This window comes from Microbacterium sp. DMC48, assembly GCF_056313825.1.
This window is the reverse complement of record NZ_JBQUZN010000006.1, coordinates 228322-249228: the sequence shown is the minus strand read 5'-3', so window position 1 is coordinate 249228 and position 20907 is coordinate 228322. Positions and strand designations below refer to the sequence as shown.

At 68.4% G+C, this 20907-nt stretch carries 18 protein-coding genes; 6 read left to right on the top strand and 12 right to left on the bottom strand.

Annotated elements, in window-relative coordinates; all coding sequences use genetic code 11:
- Positions 1 to 5: 5 nt before the first annotated feature.
- The 11 genes from ACT53O_RS13185 to ACT53O_RS13135 form a co-directional block, all read right to left on the bottom strand.
- On the bottom strand, positions 6 to 965 hold the full coding sequence (locus ACT53O_RS13185) for a carbohydrate ABC transporter permease (protein WP_112931952.1): 960 nt from the start codon (positions 963 to 965) through the stop codon (positions 6 to 8).
- 3 nt (positions 966 to 968) lie between these two features.
- A complete protein-coding gene (locus tag ACT53O_RS13180; protein WP_347417881.1) occupies positions 969 to 1910 on the bottom strand; it encodes a carbohydrate ABC transporter permease in 942 nt (313 codons plus the stop codon).
- A gap of 64 nt (positions 1911 to 1974) precedes the next feature.
- Positions 1975 to 3270, bottom strand: a complete 1296-nt coding sequence (locus tag ACT53O_RS13175; RefSeq protein WP_347417882.1) for a sugar ABC transporter substrate-binding protein — start codon at positions 3268 to 3270, stop codon at positions 1975 to 1977.
- A gap of 76 nt (positions 3271 to 3346) precedes the next feature.
- A complete protein-coding gene (locus ACT53O_RS13170) occupies positions 3347 to 4408 on the bottom strand; it encodes a LacI family DNA-binding transcriptional regulator (RefSeq protein WP_476152890.1) in 1062 nt (353 codons plus the stop codon).
- 94 nt (positions 4409 to 4502) lie between these two features.
- On the bottom strand, positions 4503 to 6113 hold the full coding sequence (locus ACT53O_RS13165; RefSeq protein ID WP_204359818.1) for a dipeptide ABC transporter ATP-binding protein: 1611 nt from the start codon (positions 6111 to 6113) through the stop codon (positions 4503 to 4505).
- Entirely contained in the window at positions 6110 to 6625 is a 516-nt protein-coding gene (locus ACT53O_RS13160) for a GbsR/MarR family transcriptional regulator (RefSeq protein WP_112931956.1), read from the bottom strand. The genes ACT53O_RS13165 and ACT53O_RS13160 overlap by 4 nt, the downstream gene beginning before the upstream one ends.
- Positions 6622 to 8067, bottom strand: coding sequence for a serine hydrolase domain-containing protein (locus tag ACT53O_RS13155; RefSeq protein ID WP_476152887.1), 1446 nt, complete (start codon positions 8065 to 8067; stop codon positions 6622 to 6624). Before ACT53O_RS13155 ends, ACT53O_RS13160 begins: the two co-directional genes overlap by 4 nt.
- Complete coding sequence (locus ACT53O_RS13150) at positions 8064 to 8954, bottom strand: ABC transporter permease (protein ID WP_036321581.1); 891 nt, start codon at positions 8952 to 8954, stop codon at positions 8064 to 8066. Before ACT53O_RS13150 ends, ACT53O_RS13155 begins: the two co-directional genes overlap by 4 nt.
- Complete coding sequence (locus tag ACT53O_RS13145; protein WP_239498478.1) at positions 8947 to 9879, bottom strand: ABC transporter permease; 933 nt, start codon at positions 9877 to 9879, stop codon at positions 8947 to 8949. Before ACT53O_RS13145 ends, ACT53O_RS13150 begins: the two co-directional genes overlap by 8 nt.
- A complete protein-coding gene (locus ACT53O_RS13140; protein WP_112931958.1) occupies positions 9876 to 11234 on the bottom strand; it encodes a M14 family zinc carboxypeptidase in 1359 nt (452 codons plus the stop codon). Before ACT53O_RS13140 ends, ACT53O_RS13145 begins: the two co-directional genes overlap by 4 nt.
- A gap of 83 nt (positions 11235 to 11317) precedes the next feature.
- On the bottom strand, positions 11318 to 12904 hold the full coding sequence (locus ACT53O_RS13135) for a peptide ABC transporter substrate-binding protein (RefSeq protein WP_112932913.1): 1587 nt from the start codon (positions 12902 to 12904) through the stop codon (positions 11318 to 11320).
- A gap of 179 nt (positions 12905 to 13083) precedes the next feature.
- Here ACT53O_RS13135 and ACT53O_RS13130 point away from each other — a divergent pair, with 179 nt between their 5' ends.
- The 4 genes from ACT53O_RS13130 to ACT53O_RS13115 all read left to right on the top strand — a co-directional run bounded on the left by ACT53O_RS13130 (position 13084) and on the right by ACT53O_RS13115 (position 18280).
- Positions 13084 to 14004 (top strand): PRD domain-containing protein, encoded by a 921-nt coding sequence (locus ACT53O_RS13130; RefSeq protein ID WP_083868049.1) that lies wholly within the window; start codon positions 13084 to 13086, stop codon positions 14002 to 14004.
- A 141-nt stretch (positions 14005 to 14145) separates the two neighbouring features.
- Positions 14146 to 16008, top strand: a complete 1863-nt coding sequence (locus ACT53O_RS13125; protein ID WP_039416294.1) for a beta-glucoside-specific PTS transporter subunit IIABC — start codon at positions 14146 to 14148, stop codon at positions 16006 to 16008.
- A gap of 23 nt (positions 16009 to 16031) precedes the next feature.
- A complete protein-coding gene (locus ACT53O_RS13120) occupies positions 16032 to 17453 on the top strand; it encodes a glycoside hydrolase family 1 protein (RefSeq protein ID WP_476152882.1) in 1422 nt (473 codons plus the stop codon).
- Positions 17450 to 18280, top strand: coding sequence for a Cof-type HAD-IIB family hydrolase (locus ACT53O_RS13115; RefSeq protein ID WP_051039662.1), 831 nt, complete (start codon positions 17450 to 17452; stop codon positions 18278 to 18280). Before ACT53O_RS13120 ends, ACT53O_RS13115 begins: the two co-directional genes overlap by 4 nt.
- Before the next feature lie 30 nt (positions 18281 to 18310).
- On the opposite strand, the gene mmuM is transcribed toward ACT53O_RS13115, so the two are convergent.
- On the bottom strand, positions 18311 to 19183 hold the full coding sequence (mmuM, locus tag ACT53O_RS13110; RefSeq protein ID WP_135948883.1) for a homocysteine S-methyltransferase: 873 nt from the start codon (positions 19181 to 19183) through the stop codon (positions 18311 to 18313).
- A gap of 73 nt (positions 19184 to 19256) precedes the next feature.
- Here mmuM and ACT53O_RS13105 point away from each other — a divergent pair, with 73 nt between their 5' ends.
- Both ACT53O_RS13105 and ACT53O_RS13100 read left to right on the top strand, forming a co-directional pair.
- Complete coding sequence (locus ACT53O_RS13105; RefSeq protein WP_433719458.1) at positions 19257 to 19895, top strand: LysE family translocator; 639 nt, start codon at positions 19257 to 19259, stop codon at positions 19893 to 19895.
- Positions 19896 to 19956: 61 nt separating this feature from the next.
- Positions 19957 to 20820: a Cof-type HAD-IIB family hydrolase gene (locus ACT53O_RS13100; protein ID WP_135948880.1), complete on the top strand. Its 864-nt coding sequence runs from the start codon at positions 19957 to 19959 to the stop codon at positions 20818 to 20820.
- The last annotated feature ends 87 nt before the right edge of the window (positions 20821 to 20907 follow it).

Sequence of the window (20907 nt, the reverse complement as noted above, 5' to 3'; positions counted from 1 at the left end):
TGCGCTTAGCCCTTCACTCCGCTGGCCGCGATGCTGCTGACGAACGCGCGCTGGAAGACGAGGAACACGATGAGGACGGGGAGCGTGATCAGCGAGGTGTAGGCCATGACCTCTCCCCACGCCGTGTTCAGTTGGAAGAAGTACTGCATCCCGACCATCACGGGCCGCAGGCCCTCCTTCTGCACCACCATGAGCGGCCACAGGTACTGGTTCCACGCGGGAAGGAACGTGAGGATCGCGACGGTCGCGAACGCCGGCCCCGACAGCGGCACGATGATGCGGCGGTAGACGGTGAACCAGCTGGCGCCGTCGATGCGCGCCGCCTCATCGAGCGAGGCCGGGATCGTCGAGAAGTACTGCGCGAACAGGAAGATCGAGAACGCGTTGGCGATGAATGGCACGATCTGCACCTGGTAGGTGTTCAGCCAGCCGAAGTCGTACTTCAGCACGCCGCCTTCCATCACCAGAGTCGGCAGGTGGGACACCCAGTAGACCATCGGCACGGCGATCGTCTCGAACGGCACGATGAGGGTCGCGATGATCAGCGCCATCACGACGAGGCGCCCCTTCCACCTCAGTCGCGACAGAGCGAAGCCGGCCATCGAGTTGACGATGAGCCCCAGTCCCACGGTCAGCACAGTGACCAGCACCGAGTTGAACATGAACTGGGCGACGGGAACGCGGTCGAAGACGCCGAAGTAGTTGTCGAGGCTGATGTCGCCGACGGGGAGGAAGGCCGCCGGTGAGTTGACGTCGCGCAGGATCTGCGCGTCGGGCTTGAGGCTCGAGACGAACATGAAGACGAGCGGGAAGAGGAAGAGCACGCCGAAGCCGCTCATCACGACGTACATGAGGATCTTCCCGATGCGCCGACGACGGCGCTCGCTCGCGTCTTTGCGCACGGGGCGCGGCGCGGATGCCGGGGCGGACGCCGGAGCCGGGGCGGGGGTGACAGTGGCGGTCATGACTCAGTCCTTGTCTCGCGTGAGCCGGCGCTGGATGAGCGCGATGATCAGTACCGCGACAAAGAAGATCAGCGAGATCGCCGCGGCGTATCCGATCTCCTGCTGCTGGTAGCCCTTGCGCACGGCGTGGTAGACGATCGTGGAGGTCGAGCCGGTCGGCCCGCCCTGCGTCATGACGTCCACCTGCACGAACAGTCCGAGCGCGGCGATCGTGATCGTGACGAGGACGAAGACCATGGTGGGACGCAAGCCCGGCCAGGTGACGCTCGTGAACTGGCGCCAGGGGCTCGCGCCGTCCATCTTCGCGGCCTCGTAGAGCTCCTCGGGAATCGTCTGCAGCCCCGAGAGCCAGATGATCATGTGGAAGCCGACCGCCTGCCAGATCGACAGCACGATGATCGCGGGCAGTGCGGTCGCCGGATTGTTCAGCCAGTCCACGCTCTGCCATGCGCCGAAGGTGAGCGTGTCGATGAAGGAGTTAATGAGCCCGTCCTTCTGGTACATGAACTTCCAGAGGATCGACACGACGACGATCGAGGTCACGACGGGGATGAAGAAGATCACGCGAAATGCGGTGACCCCCCGCATCCGGCGGTTGACCAGCACCGCCAGCAGCAGGCCGAGACCGGCCTGCACCGGCACCACGACGAGCGCGAACAGGAAGGTGTTCCAGGCCGACTGCAGGAACATCGGGTCGGCGCCGAAGGCACGAGCGAAGTTGTCCAGGCCGACGAAGCGCGGCGGGTTCGGCGAGATGAGGCGTGCGTTCGTGAACGAGAGCCCGAACGCGAGCAGCACGGGGATGACGAGGAACAGGACGAGGAGGATGCCGGCGGGAGCGATCATCGCCAGGCCCGCCCAGGTCTCGCGTCCGCGGATGGACCGGAACCGGCTGAGGGCGCGGCGCGGCTTCTCGGCCACGATCGTGGCAGGGGTGACAGTCATGGTGACTCTTTCGAGGTCGTCGAGCGGAGCGGGTGGGACGTGTGAGCGCCCCACCCGCCCAGGCTCACTTCTTGAAGCCGTACCCGTCGTTGGACGAGATGTTGGCGTCGATCTCGCTGACCGCCTGGTCGAGCGAGGTCTTGACGTCAGCGCCGTTCATGATGTCTTTCGCCGCAGTCTCGAACGTGGTCGAGATGACGGCATAGGCCGGCGTCTCCGGTCGCAGAACGGCGAACTTCTGCGAGAGCTCGACGAACGGACGCAGGACGCCCTTGTCGTTGAAGTACTTCGACGCCTGCGCGGCGGAGTCGGTCGCGGGAATGACGATCTGCTGGTCGGCGAACTGGGTGATGTACTTGTCCTGGAAGCTGAACTCGAGGTACTTGCGCGCGCCGTCGGCGTCGTTGCATCCCTTGGAGATGGCCCACTGCCAGGATCCGCCGCCGATCTTCGGGCCGGTGCCGAGGTCCGGCGGAGGCAGGATCGCGAGGTCGTCGCCGACGGCGTCGACCGACGCGAGCGCGTTCCACACGCCCGTGTAGCTGAGAGCCACCTTGTTGTCGACGAACTCCTGGTTGCCGACCGTGCCGTTCGCGTTGGCGTAGCCGTCCTTGAACAGGTTCTGGAACCACGTACCCCACGCCACCGCGTCGCTGCCGTTGAGCGCGCCGTCGGCGGTGAGCATGGTGGAGCGGTCGATGAGATCGCCGCCGAAGCTCTGCAGGAACGGCGAGTACGCGTAGGGCCACCACTCGCCCTTGTCCTCGGCGCCGATGTCGATCGGGGTGTCGTAGCCGGCGGCCTTCAACGTCGCCAGGACCGCGCCGAACTCGTCCTTCGTCCACGGCTTGTCGACGGTCGGGATGCGGATGCCGTTCTTCTCCAGCACCGACTTCCGGGCGAAGATCGACAGCGCGGCATCCCAGTAGCCGGCGGAGTAGATCTGCCCGTCCCACTTTCCGACGGCGGTCGGCAGCAGCGCATCGGTGATCTTCGTGTCGATGCCCAGCGGCTGCAGGTAGCCGGCCCACGCCCAGTTGGGCATGATCGGCCCGTCGAGGTCGAGCAGGCAGGGAAGGTCCCCGGATGCCGCGGCCGCGACGACGGCGTCGTTGTACGCGCCCTGGGGGAAGGATTCCTCGACCACTTCGTACTTGTCCTGCGACGCGTTGAAGTCCGAGATGATCTGCTGATAGACCGCCAATTCGGCGGGGTTTCCGGCCGAATGGGTCCACATGGTCAGCTTGGTACGACCGTCCGCGGTCGTGCTGTCGCCCGTGCCGGCTTGTCCACAGCCGGTCAGCGCCAACACACCGACGAGCCCCGCCGCAGCGAGGAACGACACGGATGTGCGCTTCATTGTGATTTCCTTGTCTCGTGACCGACGCGCGCGCCGGTCACCGGTCGGGGGTCGCCGAAAGCGACCGCTCGGTGTGTTATGAGGTCCGTCGCCGGTTCTGTTTGGCGACGTGCGCCGGCGGCGGACCCACGGAGTCTCGTCGAATGACGGGACACTCCATCTGGTGGACGGCATCCACTCCCCCCTCACGGATGCCGAGTGCAACCTCCATCGCCCAGCGGCCCATCTCGTAATGGGGCAGGGCGATCGTGGTCAAGGGAGGGTCTTGTTCGGCGGCGATGAACTGCTGATCGTCGTAGCCGATGATCGAGATGTCGCCCGGGATGCGCAGCCCGCGCGCATGGATCGCGGTGTACGCGCCCGTCGCCATGCGGTCGTTGAAGCAGAAGATCGCCGTGGGGCGGTGCTGCTCGGGCAGATCGAGAAGACGGTCCGCGGCCTCGCGACCGCCGCGGTGCGAGGTCTCCCCGTGCACGTGCAGTCGGTCGTCGATCGCGATGCCGGCCTCGGTGAGCACCGCGCGGTATCCCTGAAGACGCAGGTCGGCGGCGATGGGTCGGGTGGCGTCCTCGGCCGTGTCGATGTAGGCGATGCGGGTGTGACCGGCGGCGACGAGCTCGCGCGTCGCCGCCACCCCGCCCTCGCGGTCGTCGGGGACGACGCTGGGATAGCCGGCGACGCCGTCCTCGGGACGGCAGTCGAGCAGCACGGTGCCCGCGGGCAGGCTGACCTCCGCAGGCACGACGCGATGCCACATCGCGGCGTAGATGAGCGCGTCGACCTGCTGCGCTGTCAGAGCGCGGATGGCGGCGTCCTCCACCTCCGCGTCCGACCCGGTGTCGACGAGGAAGACGAGGTGGTCGTTGGCGCGGGCGACGTCCTGTGCGCCGGCGAGCATGCGCCCCGCGAAGGGTGTCGTCGCGATCTGGTCGGAGATCAGGCCCACCGTCTTGGTGCGCTGTCTGCGCAGCCCGCGCGCGAGAGCGCTGGGCTCGTATCCGACCGCGGTCGCCGCCGCGCGGACGCGGTCGCGCGTCTCCTGCGAGATACGCGACTCGACATCGTTGAGCACGAGGGACACCGTCGTGACCGACACTCCGGCCGCCGCCGCCACATCGGAGATGCGCACCCGTGCCATGTCATCACTTCCTCGTGATAAATCGATTTATCGTCAGGAGTGATTATTGACCTACCGCGGCGCGCACGTCAAGCGCCGGGACGAAAAAGGGTTGTCAGGCGCTGCGGCGTTCGGCCTGTGCGACAGGATCGGGCACCGGCGCCGCCGCGATCAGGGCACGCGTGTACGGATGCCGCGGCTCGCGCAGCACACGGGTGCGCGGACCCTCTTCGACGACGCGCCCGTGCTGCAGGACGACGATGCGATCGCACAGCTCGTCGACGACCGCGAGGTCATGACTGATGAACAGGCAGGCGAACCGGAGGTCGCGCTGCAGATCGCGCAGCAGCTCCAGCACCGTGGCCTGTACCGAGACGTCCAGGGCGCTCGTCGGTTCGTCGGCGATCAGCAAACGCGGGCGTAGCGCGATCGATCGCGCGATCGCGACGCGCTGACGCTGACCTCCCGACAGTTCGTGCGGGTACCTGCGGCGCCACGCGGCCGGAAGACCGACCGCATCCAGGAGCCCGCCCACCCGCGCCTCGAGGGCACCGCCACGAAGACCCGCGTGTACGCGGAGGGGTTCGGCGACGGCCTCGCCGATGGTGCGCCGCGGATCCAGGGCCGCGGTGGAGTTCTGGAAGACGACGCCGACCTGGCGCTTGACCTCCACAGCTCGGCGTCCGCGCGCAGCACGGAGGTCGACGTCGGCGATGCGCACCGTGCCGGACGAGATGGGAGTGAGTCCGAGAGCGCAGCGCCCGATGGTGGACTTTCCCGACCCCGATTCACCCGCGAGCGCGACGATCTCGCCCTCCCGCACCCGGAGCGAGACGTCGTCCACCGCATGCACGGCGTGGCGCCCCCGTCCGTACACGACCGAGAGTCGGTCGACATCGAGGACGATCGCACTGCCGGCCGGGTCCGGGCGTTCGGGCGCTCCCAGACGCGGCACAGCGGCAAGCAGCCGGCGCGTGTAGTCGGCATTCGGTGCGGAGAACAGCTCCCGCACCGCCGCGGACTCCTCGACCATGCCGTCGTGGAGCACCACGACGCGATCGGCGATGTCCGCCACCACGCCCATGTCGTGGGTGATCATGATGATCGCGGTGCCCACGCGCTCCCGCAGGCGGCGGAGCACGTCGAGCACCTCACGCTGGACGGTGACATCCAGTGCCGTCGTCGGCTCGTCCGCGATGAGCACTTCGGGATCGCACGCCAGCGCGATCGCGATCATGACGCGCTGGGCCTGTCCCCCGGACAGCTGGTGCGGGTAGCTCAAGACGCGCTTGTGCGGTTCGGCGATCTCGACCATCTCGAGCAGCTCGATCACCCGGGCGCGACGCTCTGCGCGGGTCATCTCCGGACGGTGCACGATCAGCATCTCTTCGATCTGCGCCCCGACGGAGAACACCGGGTCCAGAGCGCTGCCGGGATCCTGGAAGACGACACCGATACGCGTTCCCCGCACCGCCTCGCGTCGAGCGGGCGCCATCGCGAACAGATCCTCACCGTCGAGCAGCGCCTCGCCGTGGACGACGGCGTTGCGCGGCAGCAGGCCCACGAGCGAGAGTGCGCTGACGCTCTTGCCCGAACCGGACTCGCCGACGAGGGCGAGCACCTCGCCGCGGTCGACCGCGAAGGAGACACCGCGCACCGCTGTGGTCGTCTCGCCGCCGACGACGAAGTCGACGGTGAGATCGCGGACATCGAGCAGCGGCGTCACGGCGCGACGTCCTCGTCGATGTCGGCGTCACGATACGCCTGCCAGTCGGCGAGCATCTTGCGGTGATAGCCCATGAGCCAGATCATGTACCGTCGCGCGTTCTGCAACCGGGTGCGGGGGCCGGAGGCGTCGTCCGGCAGGATGTCGAGACCGTACTCGATCGTCGATGTCACCCGGCGCGCATAGTCGCGCTCCCCGGCGAGGAAGCTGCCCCAGACGTCCTCCTCCACGCGGAAGTAGCGGTTGCGGTCACCGGGCAGCGAGTGCGGCTTCAAGAAGCCGAGGCTCACGAGGGCCCGCGTGGACATGGACACCGCGCCTGCGCTCGCCCCGAGCAGGTCGGCGATCTGAGCGGACGACAGGAACGGCCGGTCGACGATCAGCAGCAGGCCGAGCACCCGCCCGTCCATCCGGGGGTTGCCGGCGGCTCCCCAGGAGAAGGCGAAGTCCTCGACGAACGTACGCGCCTCCTCGCTCAACGGCTCCGATGGTCGGTCGATCTCCTCGCTCACAGCGACATCCTCTCCAACACTGCCCCCGGATCGGGAAGCGCCATGGCCTCAGTGAACACGGCATGAGGCCACATGGTCATGCCGCTCCACGAGATCGATTCCACCGCACCGTCGGCCGCTCGCGCCACCTCGACGGGTTCGCCGGTGGCGCCGAAGCCGTCACGCCGGGACTGGTGGAGCGTCCCGTCGGCGGCGATCTCGACGCGTTCGGCGCCGCGTGTCGGCTCGTCGGCGACGGGGTGCAGCGCAAACGTCGCACCGCCGAGGTGCGCGATGTCCAGCACGCTCCAGAGGCTCGCGAACCGTTCCTCCGGCAGCTCCGCCCGCTCTTCGTCGTCGGCGTGGCTGAGCGCGAGGTGGATCAGCGCCATCGCTCCGGTGGCGAGAAGATCCGCGGGTCCGTCGATGGCATTCGTGAACACGCTGACGGAGACACCCTCGTCCGGGTCGAGCCAGGTGCGCGTGATGTGTCCGGGATACCCGCCACTGTGGCCGACCAGGCGCCGCCCGCCGAGGGTGTGCAGTTCGAATCCCAGCCCGTAGTCGCGCAACGCGCCGCCGATGTCGATGCGCGAGTGCGGGTGCTGAGCCTGCCGCTTGGCGTCGTCGGAGACGAGACGTTCGTCACCGAGGCGGTGGGCGCTGAGGTAGGCCGTCGTCTCGGCGGCGGTGGAGAACCATCCCGTCGCCGCGGCGAGCGCCCGCGTGTCGACGTGACCGATGACGCGACGCTCGCCGTCTGCGAGACGGGCGGTGTGACCCGCGGCATACTCCGCTTCGCGGGCGGCCTGCCATTCCGAACCCGACCGCTCGAGCCCGAGCGGAGCGCAGATGTGCGCACGGGTGAACTCGTCGTAATCGACGCCGGATGCCGCCTCGACCACAAGACCGAGCAGCCCGTAGGCGATGTTGGAGTACTTGAAGAACTCGTTGCGGGCGAACACGCGTCCCTCCGCGCGGCAGATCTCCACGAGTCGCGCTCGATCGGGGAAGGGCCCCCCGCGCTGCCAGTAGTCGGCATCGCGTCCGTCGCGCACCACGCCGCCCTGGTGAGCGAGCAGTTCCCTCAGCGTCACGGACGCCAGCTCGGTGTCGACGAGCTCGGGAATCCAGCCGGCGATCGTGTCGTCCAGACGGAGGTCGCCGCGGTCGGCCAGCTGCAGCACGGCGGTGGCCGTGAAGGTCTTCGAATGGGACGCGATGCGGAACAGGTGCTCTCCGGTCAGCGCAGCACCGGTCGCGGCGTCGGCGACTCCCCACGCGAAGTCGAGCACGAGCTCGCCGCCCAGACGGATCGCCGCTTGGATGCCGGGAACCTGCCGCTGCGCTCCGGCGAAGGCGAACCAGCGGGCGGCGTACCGTGCGGCATCCTCGACGGCGCGGCGTCGCGCGCTCGCGCGCGGTGCGGCGGCGTCCTCGGGGGCGGAGGCGGTGACGTTCACAGACGACGTCCTTTCGGGTCGAGCGCATCGCGGAGGATGTCGCCGAGGGTGATGAGCGCGAACACCGTCACGCTGAGGAAGAGGGCGGGGAAGAAGAGCATGTGCGGTGAGGTGCCGAAGTACGACTGGGCATTCGCCATCTGCAGTCCCCACGAGATCGACGGGGCCCGCAGACCCACCCCGAGGAAGGTCAGCGTCGACTCGGCGACGATGATGCTGCCGACCATCGTCGAGGTGATCGCGAGCACCGGGCCGAGCGCGTTCGGCACGACGTGGGTGAAGAGGGTCCGTGCGTGAGAGATGCCCATCGCGCGCGCCGCGCTGACGTAGTCCATGCGACGAACGGTGCGCACGGACGTGCGGACGAGCCGGGCGAGGGTCGGCCAGCTGAACGCGGCCAGCACGACGGCCACGATCACAGGGGTGCGCTCTCCCACGCTGTTGAGGACGATGATGGCCCCGAGGATGAACGGGAAACCGAGGAACACGTCGGTCAGCCGGGAGATGATCGTGTCGGCGATGCCCCCGTAGTACGCCGCCAGAGTGCCGACGACCACGGCGACCAGAAGCGCGATCACCGTGGCGGTGAGGCCGATGAACAGCGATGTCCGCGTACCGTGGATGACGTTCGCGTAGACGTCGCACCCCTGCAGGTCGGTGCCGAACACGTGCGCGGAGCTCGGCGGCTTGGCACTGTCACGCAGGTTGCAGGCGCGCGGGTCGGGCTGGCCGAACAGCCCACCGATGGATGCCGGAAGAAGCGAGATCACGGCGAGTGCGGCGAGGATCACGACGCTCAGCCAGAACAGGACGCGCCGGCGCAGACTCGCCCAGACACCTCTGCTGACGGTGATGTGCTCGAGGGCGACGACAGCGGTCTCAGTCATGACGACTCCGGGGGTCCAGCAGCGAGTTGAGCAGATCGACGAGCACGTTCAGCACCAGGAAGATCAGGATCAGCGTCGTCCCGACCCCGACGATCGTCGGCCCTTCGTGCGTGCGGATGGCTCCGAAGAGCAGCTGTCCGATGCCGGGCAGGTTGAAGATGCCCTCCACGACGACGGCGCCGCCGAGGAGGAACCCGAGGTCGATCGCCACGAAGGTGAGCACCGGCGCCACGGAGTTGCGCATGACGTGGAGGCCGACAATGCGGCGGCGCGGCATGCCTTTCGCGCGCAGGGTCCGGACGAAGTCGGACTCCATCGAGTCGACGACACTGCCGCGCATCAGACGGGTGATGGAGGCCAGGCCGAACAGGGCGATGACGAAAGCCGGGAGCAGGTACGACACCGGCCACCCGGCATCCGTTCCCGCGATGGGAAACCAGCCCAGCTGCAGACCGAAGACGAGCTGCGCGCTGACGGCGACCACGAAGACGGGGACCGAGGTGGCGAGGATGGTGCCGAACAGCACCGTGCGGTCGATGGCGCCGTCGCGGCGCAGGCCCGAGATCAGCCCCAACGCGACACCGAGGACGACCTCGATCACCCAAGCGGTGAGGGCGAGCGTGATCGTCACGGGCCACCGCGACGCCATGCGGTCGGCGACCGGCACGCCGCTGAAGGTCGTGCCGAGGTTCCCGGTGAACAGTCCGCCGAGGTAGCGGAGGTACTGCTGCCAGAGGGGCTCGTCTAGGTGAAACTGCTCGCGAAGCTGCGCCACGACGTTGGCCGGCAGCGGCCGGTCTCCCCCCAGCGCCGCGATCGGATCGCCCGGCAGCGCCCAGACGGTCGCGTAGATGATGAAGGTCACCCCCACGACGACGATCAGGAACTCGAGCAGGCGCCCACCGACGCGGCGCGCGGCGATCACTCGGCGTCCTCGGCGACGCGTCGGCGCACGGTGGCGAAGAGAGCGGCCAGCTGCACGCCGACGAGGGCGTTCAGCGGCGCGGGGGCGAGCTGCGCGTGCGGGTCGGCCGCAAGCCAGTCCTCCCAGCGCGCCGTGAGGGCGGTGAGCGCCGCGCGTACCGACGGCGACGCCGTGCCAGCGTGCACCTCTGCAGCCAGCGCTCGCCGCAGGATGCCGCCGAAGCGCAGCCGGAAGGTGCGCACCACCTCCGCGTTGCCGAACACCTCGGCCACCGTGGCCGGCCGGTCGGTCTCGGGGCTGGCGATGCGCACCCGCTCGGCCGCGGCGACGCTGCCCATCCCCGGAGCGAACGCCTCGCTCGCGCGGCGGAACGGCGAGTCGATCGTCATGTCGCCGCGCACGCCGTCCAGGATGCCGGTCATCACGTCGTGCAACTCCTCCAGCGCGGCGGCCTTCGCGGTGAGCACCGCTCGGTATGAGGTGCCGGTGTCGGTCGTGTCGGCGGCATCCGGATGACACCAGTACGGCAGTTCGGCGATCATCGTCGTCGTACCGAATCTCTCCAGGTAATCCGCGGTGCCCGCGCCACCCGCGCGCGGTTCGGCGAGTCCGAGAGCGATGCGCCGGTCGATCTGCTCGCGGGTGAGCGGAGCTCGGAACACCGCATCGGCGAGCAGGTCGAGCCCGGCGATCTCGGGCTCGCCGACGTCGAGGGGAAGCCCGAAACGCGCCGGGATGGCGCTGAGTTCACGGGCGAGCACGGCGTCGGCCTCGTTCGTGTAGAAGTACACGCCGCCGAACTCGCCATTGTGCAGTCCGACGAAGACGTCCGGACGCACGCGATCGAACAGCTCCATCAGTGCCGACGTCTCCGGGATCGGCGCGTCGAAGCCGAACCCGCGGTACGAGAACGGAAACGACCACTCGACCTGCTCGTCGGGGGCCGGGCGGTAGAAGCCGCGATAGTAGTCGTCGCGACGCAGCGGCGCCGCGAACCATCCTTCGTTCAGCCGGGTGCCGTCGGGGTCGATGCAGGGAACGAGGTGCCAGGTCGCGTCGAATCCGAACGTATCGGGGTCGGCGATCAGCACGCGTGCCAGGTGCTGGACAGTGCGAAAGCCGATCGGTTCGTTCGGATGCACGCCCGCTGCCACCACCACGCTGCGCTCCCCGCCGACGATCGTGAAGAGGTGGATCGGATCGCCGAGCCGGGATCGTCCGATGACGGATGCCGTGATGCGATCGGGGTGAGCGCGACTGAGCTCCATCAGGTCGTCGCGCAGCTCGTCGACGGTGGGAAAGCCATCGGCCGGCACACCGCTCGTGGCGAGGTCGGCGAGGGAGGGGAAGGGCATGACGTGCTCTCCTGCACGGTCGGCGGGGTCAGGGGCGGGTGCGGAGCGTCCGGCGGGGGGGTGGACGCTCCGCACCCCGATCGTCACTTCGAGAGGACGATCGATCGGTAGGTGGGGTTGCCTACCGGAGATGTCACGAGTTCGGCGACTCGCGGAGAGGTGACGTACGAGTACTTCTCGAAGAACAGCGGCACTGCAGGGAAGTTCTTCTGGATGATCTGCTGCACCGAGGCGTACGCGGATCCGTCCGTCGACAGGTCGCCGTCGGCCGCCGTCATCGCGGAGGCCACCTCGTCGCTGTACCACGGGATGCAGTTGTTGCAGCCGCCGCCCTTGATGAAGAACACGCGCAGCGTCGCCTGCTGGCTGGGGTAGAGGGCGCCCCAGCGCGAGAAGAAGGGACCGGTGATGTTCTGGTCGTTGCGGTTCTGCAGGAACTCCGCCCAGTCAGCGCTGGGCTTCGCGGTCGCATCGATGCCGAGGTTCTGTCGCAGCTGGTTCGCGATCGCCTGGTACAGCGGGTCGAGACCGCTGCCTCCCGGGTAGTAGATCTCCATGGGGCCGCTGAAGCCGCCGGCCTGCGCGAGCAGCGCCTTGGCCGCCGTGGGATCGAACGTGCAGTACTGACCGCAGATGCCGGTCGGCGTGCCGGGCTCGATCGCGGGCGTCCACGCCGTCGCGGGATCGTAGGTGCCGCCGTAGATCACATCGATGATCGCCTGCCGGTCGATCGCCATCGAGATGGCCTGGCGTACGCGCACGTCCTGATAGGCGGCGTTCCACAGCGGCAGACCGAGGAAGGAGATGCCGGGCGCAGCGAACGAGTAGAGACGCTGTCCGAAGTCCGTCGAGGCCTGCGTGAGCTTGGACGCCGGGACCCCGGCCACATCCAGGTTGCCGGCGAGGACATCGGTGTACGCCGTCTCGCTGTCGGTGTAGGGGACGAAGGTGATGCGATCGATGGTGGGCTTGTCGCCCTTGTACCCCGAGTACGTGTCGAGCACGATCGGCTCGTTCTCGACGTAGTCCTGCGCGAACTGGAACGGGCCGTTGCCGACGGGATGCTTGTTGTAGGCCGTGAAGTCCGTGAACGCGGATGCGGGCATCGGATACATCGCGGTCTGCGCCTGCGTCACCTGGAGGGGGAACTGGCTGTCGGGCCCGATCAGCGTGACGGTGAAGGTATCGGTGTCGACGACCTTCAGGCCCGACATCTTGTCGGTGGCCGGCGTCCCGGACTTCGGGTTGAGGTCGGCGTAGCCGACGATGTTGGCCAGCTGGCCCGAGTTCTCGAAGGCGTTCGGGCCGTACGCGACCGCATTCCACGAGTCCACGTAGCTCTGCGCGGTGACCGGCGTGCCGTCCTGGAAGGTCCAGCCGTCACGGAGCTTCACGGTCCAGGTCGTCGCGTCCGGCGACTCGATCGACTGCGCCTGGACGTAGTCGAGTGATCCGTCGGAGTTCAGGAACGCCAGCGGGGACCAGACCGCCATGTTCACGTCGTACGCCACGGATTGACGTCCGGGAATGATCAACTGCGGATCGGTGGAGGCGACGCGGATCTCCTTCTTCTGATCAGCGCCGGAATCGGACGATGTCGCGCTGCACGCGGACAGGGCGAGGGCGGCGGCGACCACCGTGGCCGCTGCAGCCAAGAGCCTCTTCTTCATGGTTTCCTCATTGCGGGTTGCGGGACGGGTGAGGTGCTGCGCCTCACCGGCGAGGAGCAGGACCGGCGAGATACCCACACAGTAGGGGTTAAATCTTTCGAACTTTCAGTACGTAATGAAACCTTTACAACGACGAAATCGACGGAGTCCTCCCTCGGGCGGCTTCTAGACTTCTCAGCATGAGCACCCCCGACGCTGCGGCATCCGCTCGGCGCACCCCCGCGTCGCACGCCGTCCCGGTGCACAAGGTGCTCAACAACAACGTCGTGATCGCCATCGACGAGTCGGGGCGCGAGCGGGTTCTCATGGGACGCGGCCTCGCGTTCGGGCTCAAGCCCGATGACGTCCTCGATCCGGCCAAGGTCGAGAAGACGTTCATCCTCGACAACGGCGCCGACGGCGAGCGCGAACGGCGTCTGCTGGCCGACGTGCCGTATCCGATCGTCGAGGCGGCCACGCGGGCGGTCGACGAGGCCGAGCGCCGACTCGGACGCGACCTCGGGCGACGGTTCACCATTGCCGTGATCGACCACGTCGCCTACGTGATCGAGCGCCTCGACAAGGGCATGCGGATCACGACGGCATCCATGCCCGAGCTGCGCGTGCTCCACCCGCACGAGTTCGGGGCTGCCGAGCACATGGCCACCTCCATCGCCACGAGCCTCGAGCGCGAACTGCCCGCCGAAGAGGCCGTGTTCCTCACGATGCATCTGCTCAATGCCACTCGCGACGAGCCGAACGGCACGGCCGCGCTGCTGTTTCGCCGGGTGCAGCACGTCGTGGAGGTCGTCGAGCAGTCGCTCGGTGTGCGCCTGGACGTCGACGGTCCCGACTACGCGCGTTTCATCCTGCATGTGCAGTTCCTGCTGCAGCGTCTCGTGAGCCGCACGATGCTGGCCAGCGGCGATACATCGTTCTTCGAGTTCGCCAAGCACAGCTACCCGCGCTCGTACGAGATCGCCGAGCATGTGAAGGCCTACGTGCACGGCGCGACCGGGTCGGATCTCACCGACGAGGAGCTGCTGTATCTCATCGTCCACGTCGAACGCCTGCGCGCTCAGGTCGCCCCTGGCGCAGATCCCGACCCTGTGGTAACTTGATCGCAGATCCCTGGATCGTTACCGCGCAAGCGGGCGAAACCTGGACTCACCGATTGCTTCGGCTTTCATCGAGTCCAGGTTTTTTTGTTGCCCGGGCAGAGGTGCCCGGCATCCCTTCACACACAAGGAAAGGCGAATCCGATGGCGGATTACGCAAAGACCGCGGCCGGCGTCCTCGCCGGCGTCGGCGGCGAAGACAACGTCACCTCGCTCGTGCATTGCGCGACGCGTCTGCGCTTCGTCCTCAAGGACGAGAGCAAGGCGGATGCCGCAACGGTCAAGGCGGTTCCGGGCGTCATCACGGTCGCCCAGGCCGGCGGCCAGTACCAGGTGGTCATCGGCAACGACGTGCCCGAGGTGTTCGCGGAGATCGGCAAGATCTCCCGCGTCGGCGGCGGCCAGGACAGCGCTCCGGCCGAGGGCCCGAAGGGCAACCTGTTCAACCGCTTCATCTCGATGATCTCCGCGATCTTCACGCCTGCACTGTGGACGCTGGCGGGCACCGGCCTGCTCAAGGCGTTCCTGTCGGCGGCGGCGACCTTCGGATGGATCGACGCCACCTCGTCGACCTATGTCGTGCTCTACGCGCTGTCGGACGCCTTCATCAACTTCCTGCCGATGGTCCTTTCCATCACCGCCGCCCGCTACTTCAAGGCGAACGAATGGACCTCGCTCGCCATCGCCGGCGCGCTGGTCTACCCGACGATCGTCGCCGCGAACGGTGCCCCGGGCCTCACGTTCTTCGGCATCCCCTTCACGATGGTCAGCTACGTCTCCAGCGTCATCCCGATCATCATCATCGTGTGGCTGCAGAGCCACGCCGAGAAGCTCCTCTACGCGAAGCTGCCGGGCGCGATCCGCCGCTTCGTCACGCCGATGATCGTCGTGCTCATCGCGGTTCCCCTCGTCTTCGTCGTCATCGGCCCCATCTCCGACCTGCTCTCGCGCGGCGTCGGCGGCGCGGTCAGCTGGGTCTGGGACGTCGCGCCCTGGGCCGGCGGCGCGATCATGGGCGGCCTCTGGCAGGTCTTCGTCATCTTCGGTCTGCACTGGGGCCTCGTACCGGTCTTCCAGGTCGAGTTCCAGACGACCGGACAGATCCTCCTGCTCGGCCCCGTGTTCGCCGCCGTGCTCGCCCAGGCGGGAGCCGTCGCCGGCGTCTGGGTGCGCGCCCGCAACAAGAACCTCAAGTCCCTCGCCGCTCCCGCGACGCTCTCCGGCTTCCTCGCCGGCATCACCGAGCCCGCGATCTACGGCATCAACCTGCCCCTCAAGCGGCCGTTCGCCTTCGGCGTCGCCGGCGGCGCCCTCGGCGGCGCGATCATCGCGCTGGGCGGTGTCTTCTCCAAGGCGTTCGTCGTCCCCTCCGGTCTCGCCATCACCGCCCTGCTCGGCAACGGCAACATGGTGATGCTCGGTCTCGGCCTGCTCGTCGCGATCGTGCTGCCGTTCGCGCTCGTCGTGATCGTCGGATTCAAGGAGCCCGCCGACGACGCCGCACCGGCCGCCGTCCCGGTCGCCGCGAACGACGTCACGGTGCTCGCCCCCGTCGACGGCACCGTCATCGCGCTGAACGAGGTGGCCGATGCAGCCTTCGCCGACGGCGCGCTCGGCCAGGGCGTCGCGATCCAGCCGCGCTCCGGCGCCGTCTACGCGCCGTTCGCCGGCACCGTCGTCGCCGCCTTCCCGACCGGTCACGCGTTCGGTCTGCGTCACGCCGACGGCACCGAGGTGCTGATCCACATCGGCCTGGACACCGTGAAGCTCGGCGGCGCCCACTTCTCCGTGAAGGTGGCCGCCGGACAGCAGGTAGCCGCCGGCGATCTGCTCGTCGAGTTCGACGGTGACGCCATCGAGAAGGCCGGCTACGACCTCACCACCCCCGTCATCGTGACCAACCCCGACCTGTACCCCGCCATCGCAGATGCCGCGTCCGGCCCGATCGCCCACGGTGAGCCCCTGTTCACCGCCGTGTCGGTCGACTCGGTCGCCGCGACGAAGTGACCGCGGACACAAGGAGAATCATCATGAGCACCACCACACCCGCCTTCCCCGAGGGTTTCCTCTGGGGCGGTGCCACCGCCGCCAACCAGCTGGAGGGCGCCTACCGCGAGGGGGGCAAGGGCCTGTCGGTCCAGGACGTCATGCCCCACGGCATCGTCGGCCCGCGCACCGCGGGCCCCACCGACGACAACCTCAAGCTGGTCGGCATCGACCACTATCACCGCTACGCCGAAGACATCGCACTGTTCGCGGAGATGGGCTTCACGACGTACCGGTTCTCGATCGCATGGAGCCGCATCTTCCCGAAGGGCGACGAAACGGAGCCCAACGAGGAGGGTCTGGCGTTCTACGACCGCCTGCTCGACGAGCTCGAGAAGCACGGCATCGAGCCGCTCGTCACGATCTCGCACTACGAGACGCCGCTGCATCTCGCCGAGACCTACGACGGATGGACCGACCGCCGGCTCATCGGCTTCTACGAGCGCTACGCCCGTACCCTCTTCGAGCGTTTCGGCGCCCGGGTGAAGTACTGGCTGACCTTCAACGAGATCAACTCGCTGCTGCACGCGCCGTTCATGTCGGGCGGCATCAACACCCCGAAGGATCAGCTCAGCGCACAGACCCTCTACCAGGCCATGCATCACGAGCTCGTCGCCTCGGCGCGGGCCACCCGGATCGCACGGGAGGTCGCCCCGAACGCCCAGATCGGGTGCATGGTGCTGTCGATGCCGGTCTACCCGCTGACGCCCTCACCGGCCGACGCACGGGAGGTCATGGCCTTCGATCACTCCAACCTGGTCTACGGCGACGTGCACACCCGCGGCGCCTACCCCGGGTACTTCCTGCGGACTCTTCGCGAGAAGGGCATCGAGCTCGAGATCACGGAGCAGGATCGCGAGGATCTGCAGAACACCGTCGACTTCGTCTCATTCAGCTACTACATGTCCGTCGCCGCCACGGCCGACCCCGCGAAGAAGGTGACGGGCGAGGGCAACATCATGGGCGGCGTGCCGAACCCGACGCTGGAGGCGAGCGAGTGGGGCTGGCAGATCGACCCGGTCGGCCTGCGCCTGGTGCTGAACCAGTTCTGGGACCGGTGGCAGAAGCCGCTGTTCATCGTGGAGAACGGCCTGGGCGCGAAGGATGAGCTCGTCGAGATCGACGGCGTGAAGACGGTCGTCGACGACTACCGGATCGCGTATCTGAACGACCACCTCGTGCAGGTCGGGGAGGCGATCGCCGACGGCGTGAACGTGCTGGGCTACACCTCCTGGGGATGCATCGACCTGGTCTCGGCATCCACCGCCCAGCTCAGCAAGCGATACGGCTTCATCTACGTCGACCGCAACGACGACGGGTCGGGCACCCTCGATCGCTACAAGAAGAAGTCCTTCCACTGGTACGCCGACGTGATCCGCACCAACGGCGGAGCCTTGACCGTATGACCCGCCCCTCCTCCGCGACGGTCGGCTCCGCCCGGACACGTGCGATCTTCCTGGACGTCGACGGGACGATCATGCACGGCGGCCGGCACATCCCGCCCACCGCGGTGGAGGCGATCCGCGCCGCCCGTGCTCGGGGACACCTGGTGTTCCTGAGCACGGGGCGCGGCACGGCGGAACTGCACGACGAGCTCATGGACATCGGCTTCGACGGCGCCGTGACCAACGGCGGCGCGTTCGCCAGCCTCGGCGGGCGGATCGTGTCCGCCACCCTGTTCACCCCCGACGAGGTCGCGCGCTTGCAGCGCTATCTGGTCGACAACGACCTGCACGGATACTTCCAGTCGTACGACCAGCTGTTCGGCTCGGCGGAGCTGTCCGCGCTCTTCGCCGAGAGGTTCGGGGCCGCCGGCCTTCCCGGCAAGGTCTTCCGCGAGCCGCACGAGATCGATCCGACGCTCCTCGCGAAGCTCGTGTTCGTGACCGACGACGAGGATGCCGCGGCGCGCGCGCTGACCGAGCTGGCGGATGACTTCGAGGTCGTCGGGGGCACCATTCCGGTCGCGTTCGCGGCCTCGGGCGAGATCGCGCCCCGCGGCGTGCACAAGGGAGCCGCGATCCGCTCGCTGCTCGCCGAGCTCGACCTCGACGCACGCGATGCGGTCGGCATCGGCGACAACTGGAACGACGTCGAGATGTTCGCCGCGGTCGGCACCGCCGTCGCGATGGGTAATGCGGTCGACGGCGTGAAAGCGCTCGCCGATCAGGTCACCGCCGCGATCGACGAGGACGGCCTTTCCCTCGCGTTCCTCCGTAACGGCCTGGTCTGACCCGAGGCGCCGGACGCAGCGCGGTGGTCGTCAGCGCAGCGACGCCGCCAGCGCCGCGATATGCGCCGGAGTCGTGCGGCAGCAACCGCCGACGAGTCGGGCACCGGTCGCGATCCACGCGCTCGCCAGCGCGGTCGGCACACCCCCCTCGCCCACCCAGGTGCGGGCCTCGGCATCCCAGCGCTCACCGGAGTTCGGATAGGCGATGCCGGCAACGCCCGATGGCACAGCCGCGAGGGCGGGTGACACCGCCTCGGGCGGGCAGCAGTTGACGCCCACCGCGACGACACCGGCGACCTCGGCCGCGTCGGCGAGCGCGGCGGCGAGATCCGCCCCCACGAAGCCACTGCTGGCTGCGGAGAGGCTGATCCACACCGGCAGATCGGGGCGGCCGAGACGGTCGAGCTCGGCGGTGAGCGCCTGCACCTCGAGTCGGCTCGGAATCGTCTCGATGGCGAGGGCGTCGGCCCCGGCATCGGCCAGCACCTCCAGCCGGCGGCGGTGGAAGGTGCGCAGCGTCTCGACGTCGACGTCGTACGCACCGGTGTACTCGCTGCCGTCGGCACGGACGGCCCCGAACGGGCCCACTGATGCCGCGACGAACGCATCGCCCGCGCCCTTCGCGAGCGCGACGCTGCGGCGCAGCAGGTCGTCGACCTCGTCGTCGTCCATGCCGATGCCGTAGGCGAGCTGATACGAGGACGTGACGAGCACGTCCGCGCCGGCATCGACGAACTCGGCGTGGGCGGCACGGACCTCGTCGGGGTCGTCGCGCAGCAGCCGCGCCGACCACAGGTGACCGCTCAGGTCATTGCCGCGCGACTCGAGCAGCGTGCCGAGACCGCCGTCGAGCACGAGGGGACGGTCGCGGAGTGCGGAGCGCAGGTCTACGGAGGGAGCCATCGCTGCCACCGTAGCCGCTCTGGGCGAGAGGCGTGGGCGAGGAGGGGGCGCACCGCGCCCCTAGACTGACGCCATGGTGCCCTGGGAGAACCTGCTCGCGTTCACGCTGACGGCGCTGGTGCTGATTCTCATCCCCGGCCCGGCGGTGCTGTTCTCGGTCGGACGTACCCTCGCGCTCGGGCGCACCGGCGGACTGCTGAGCGTCGCCGGAGTGAGCCTCGCGCTCATCCCGATCGTCGCACTCGTCGCGGTCGGGGTCGGGGGCCTCGTAGCGCAGTCGATCGTGCTGTTCACGATCCTCAAGGTCGTCGGCTCGCTGTACCTCGTCTACCTCGGCATCCAGGCGATCCGCCACCGCAAGAGCGCCGCGGCGGCACCCGATCTGACCGGGCTGCCGCGCGGGCACGCCCGTCAGCTCTGGCAGGGCTTCGTCGTGGGTGTCACCAATCCGAAGACGCTCGCCTTCTTCGTCGCGGTGCTGCCGCAGTTCGTCGATCTGAAGGCCGGCGCGGTGCCGCTGCAGCTCCTCGAGCTCGGCCTGGTGTTCGCGGTGCTCGCGGTCGTGTCCGATTCGATGTGGGTGCTCGCCGCCGCGGCGGCGCGCGTGTGGTTCGCGCGCTCACCGAAGCGCATCGAGCGGCTGAGCGCGACCGGGGGCGGAATGATGATCGGGCTCGGCGGCATCCTGCTCGTCGCCGGGCCGAAGCACTGAGGTTCGGGCCGGCGACGGTCGCGACACCGGACGTTCAGGCGCACCGGGGAGAATGGATGCCGTGAGCTCCTCGTCGATATCCCCGTCCCGCCGCCGCATCATCTTCATCGACATCGACGGGACGATCCTCGAACACGGGGCCCAAATGTCGGCCTCGACGCCGGTCGCGATCGCCGCCGCGCGCGCGAACGGTCACCTGGTGTACCTGTGCACGGGTCGCTCGGCCGGCGACATCAACCCGAAGGTGCGCACCATCTCCGTCGACGGCGCCATCACCAACGGCGGCGCCTTCGCCGTCCGCGGCGACGAGCAGATCGTCGCGCACCTCATGCCGCGCCCCCTCGTCGACCGGATGATCGCGTACTTCGAAGAGCACGGTGCGCACTACTTCCTGCAGACCGACGGCACCGTCTACGTCAGCCCCGGCGTGCTCGATCATGCCCGCCGCTTCGTGCGAACCCACCCCCCGGTCGACGAACGCGCGGCGGCCGCCGCCTCGGAGGATGTCGCCCTCCTCAACCACTACCGGCCGCTGGACGAGGTCGACCTCGATGCCGTGGTCAAGGCGACCTTCCTCAGCACGGCCAGCGACACGCTCACCCGCGCCGCCGACGAGCTGGGGCCGCAGTTCCACGTGATCCCCGGTTCCATCCCGCTGCCCGGCGGCTCGAACGGCGAGATCTGCCAGCAGGGCGTCAACAAGGGCGCGGCGATCACCGAGGTGCTCGCCGTGCTGGGGATGGATGCCGCCGACGCCATCGGCATCGGCGACAGCTGGAACGACGTCGAGATGTTCGAGGTCGTCGGCACGTCGGTCGCGATGGGCGGTGCCGATCCCGAACTGCAGGCGATGGCCGACCTCGTCACCACCGGCGTGCTGGAGGACGGCGTCAGCAACGCGCTGACGCGTCTCGGGCTGATCTGACACCGCGTTTCGACTCGCTCGGCTCGCTCAACGACCGGGTGTCACACCTCCGGTCGTTGAGCGAGGAGCGCAGCGACGAGTCGAAAC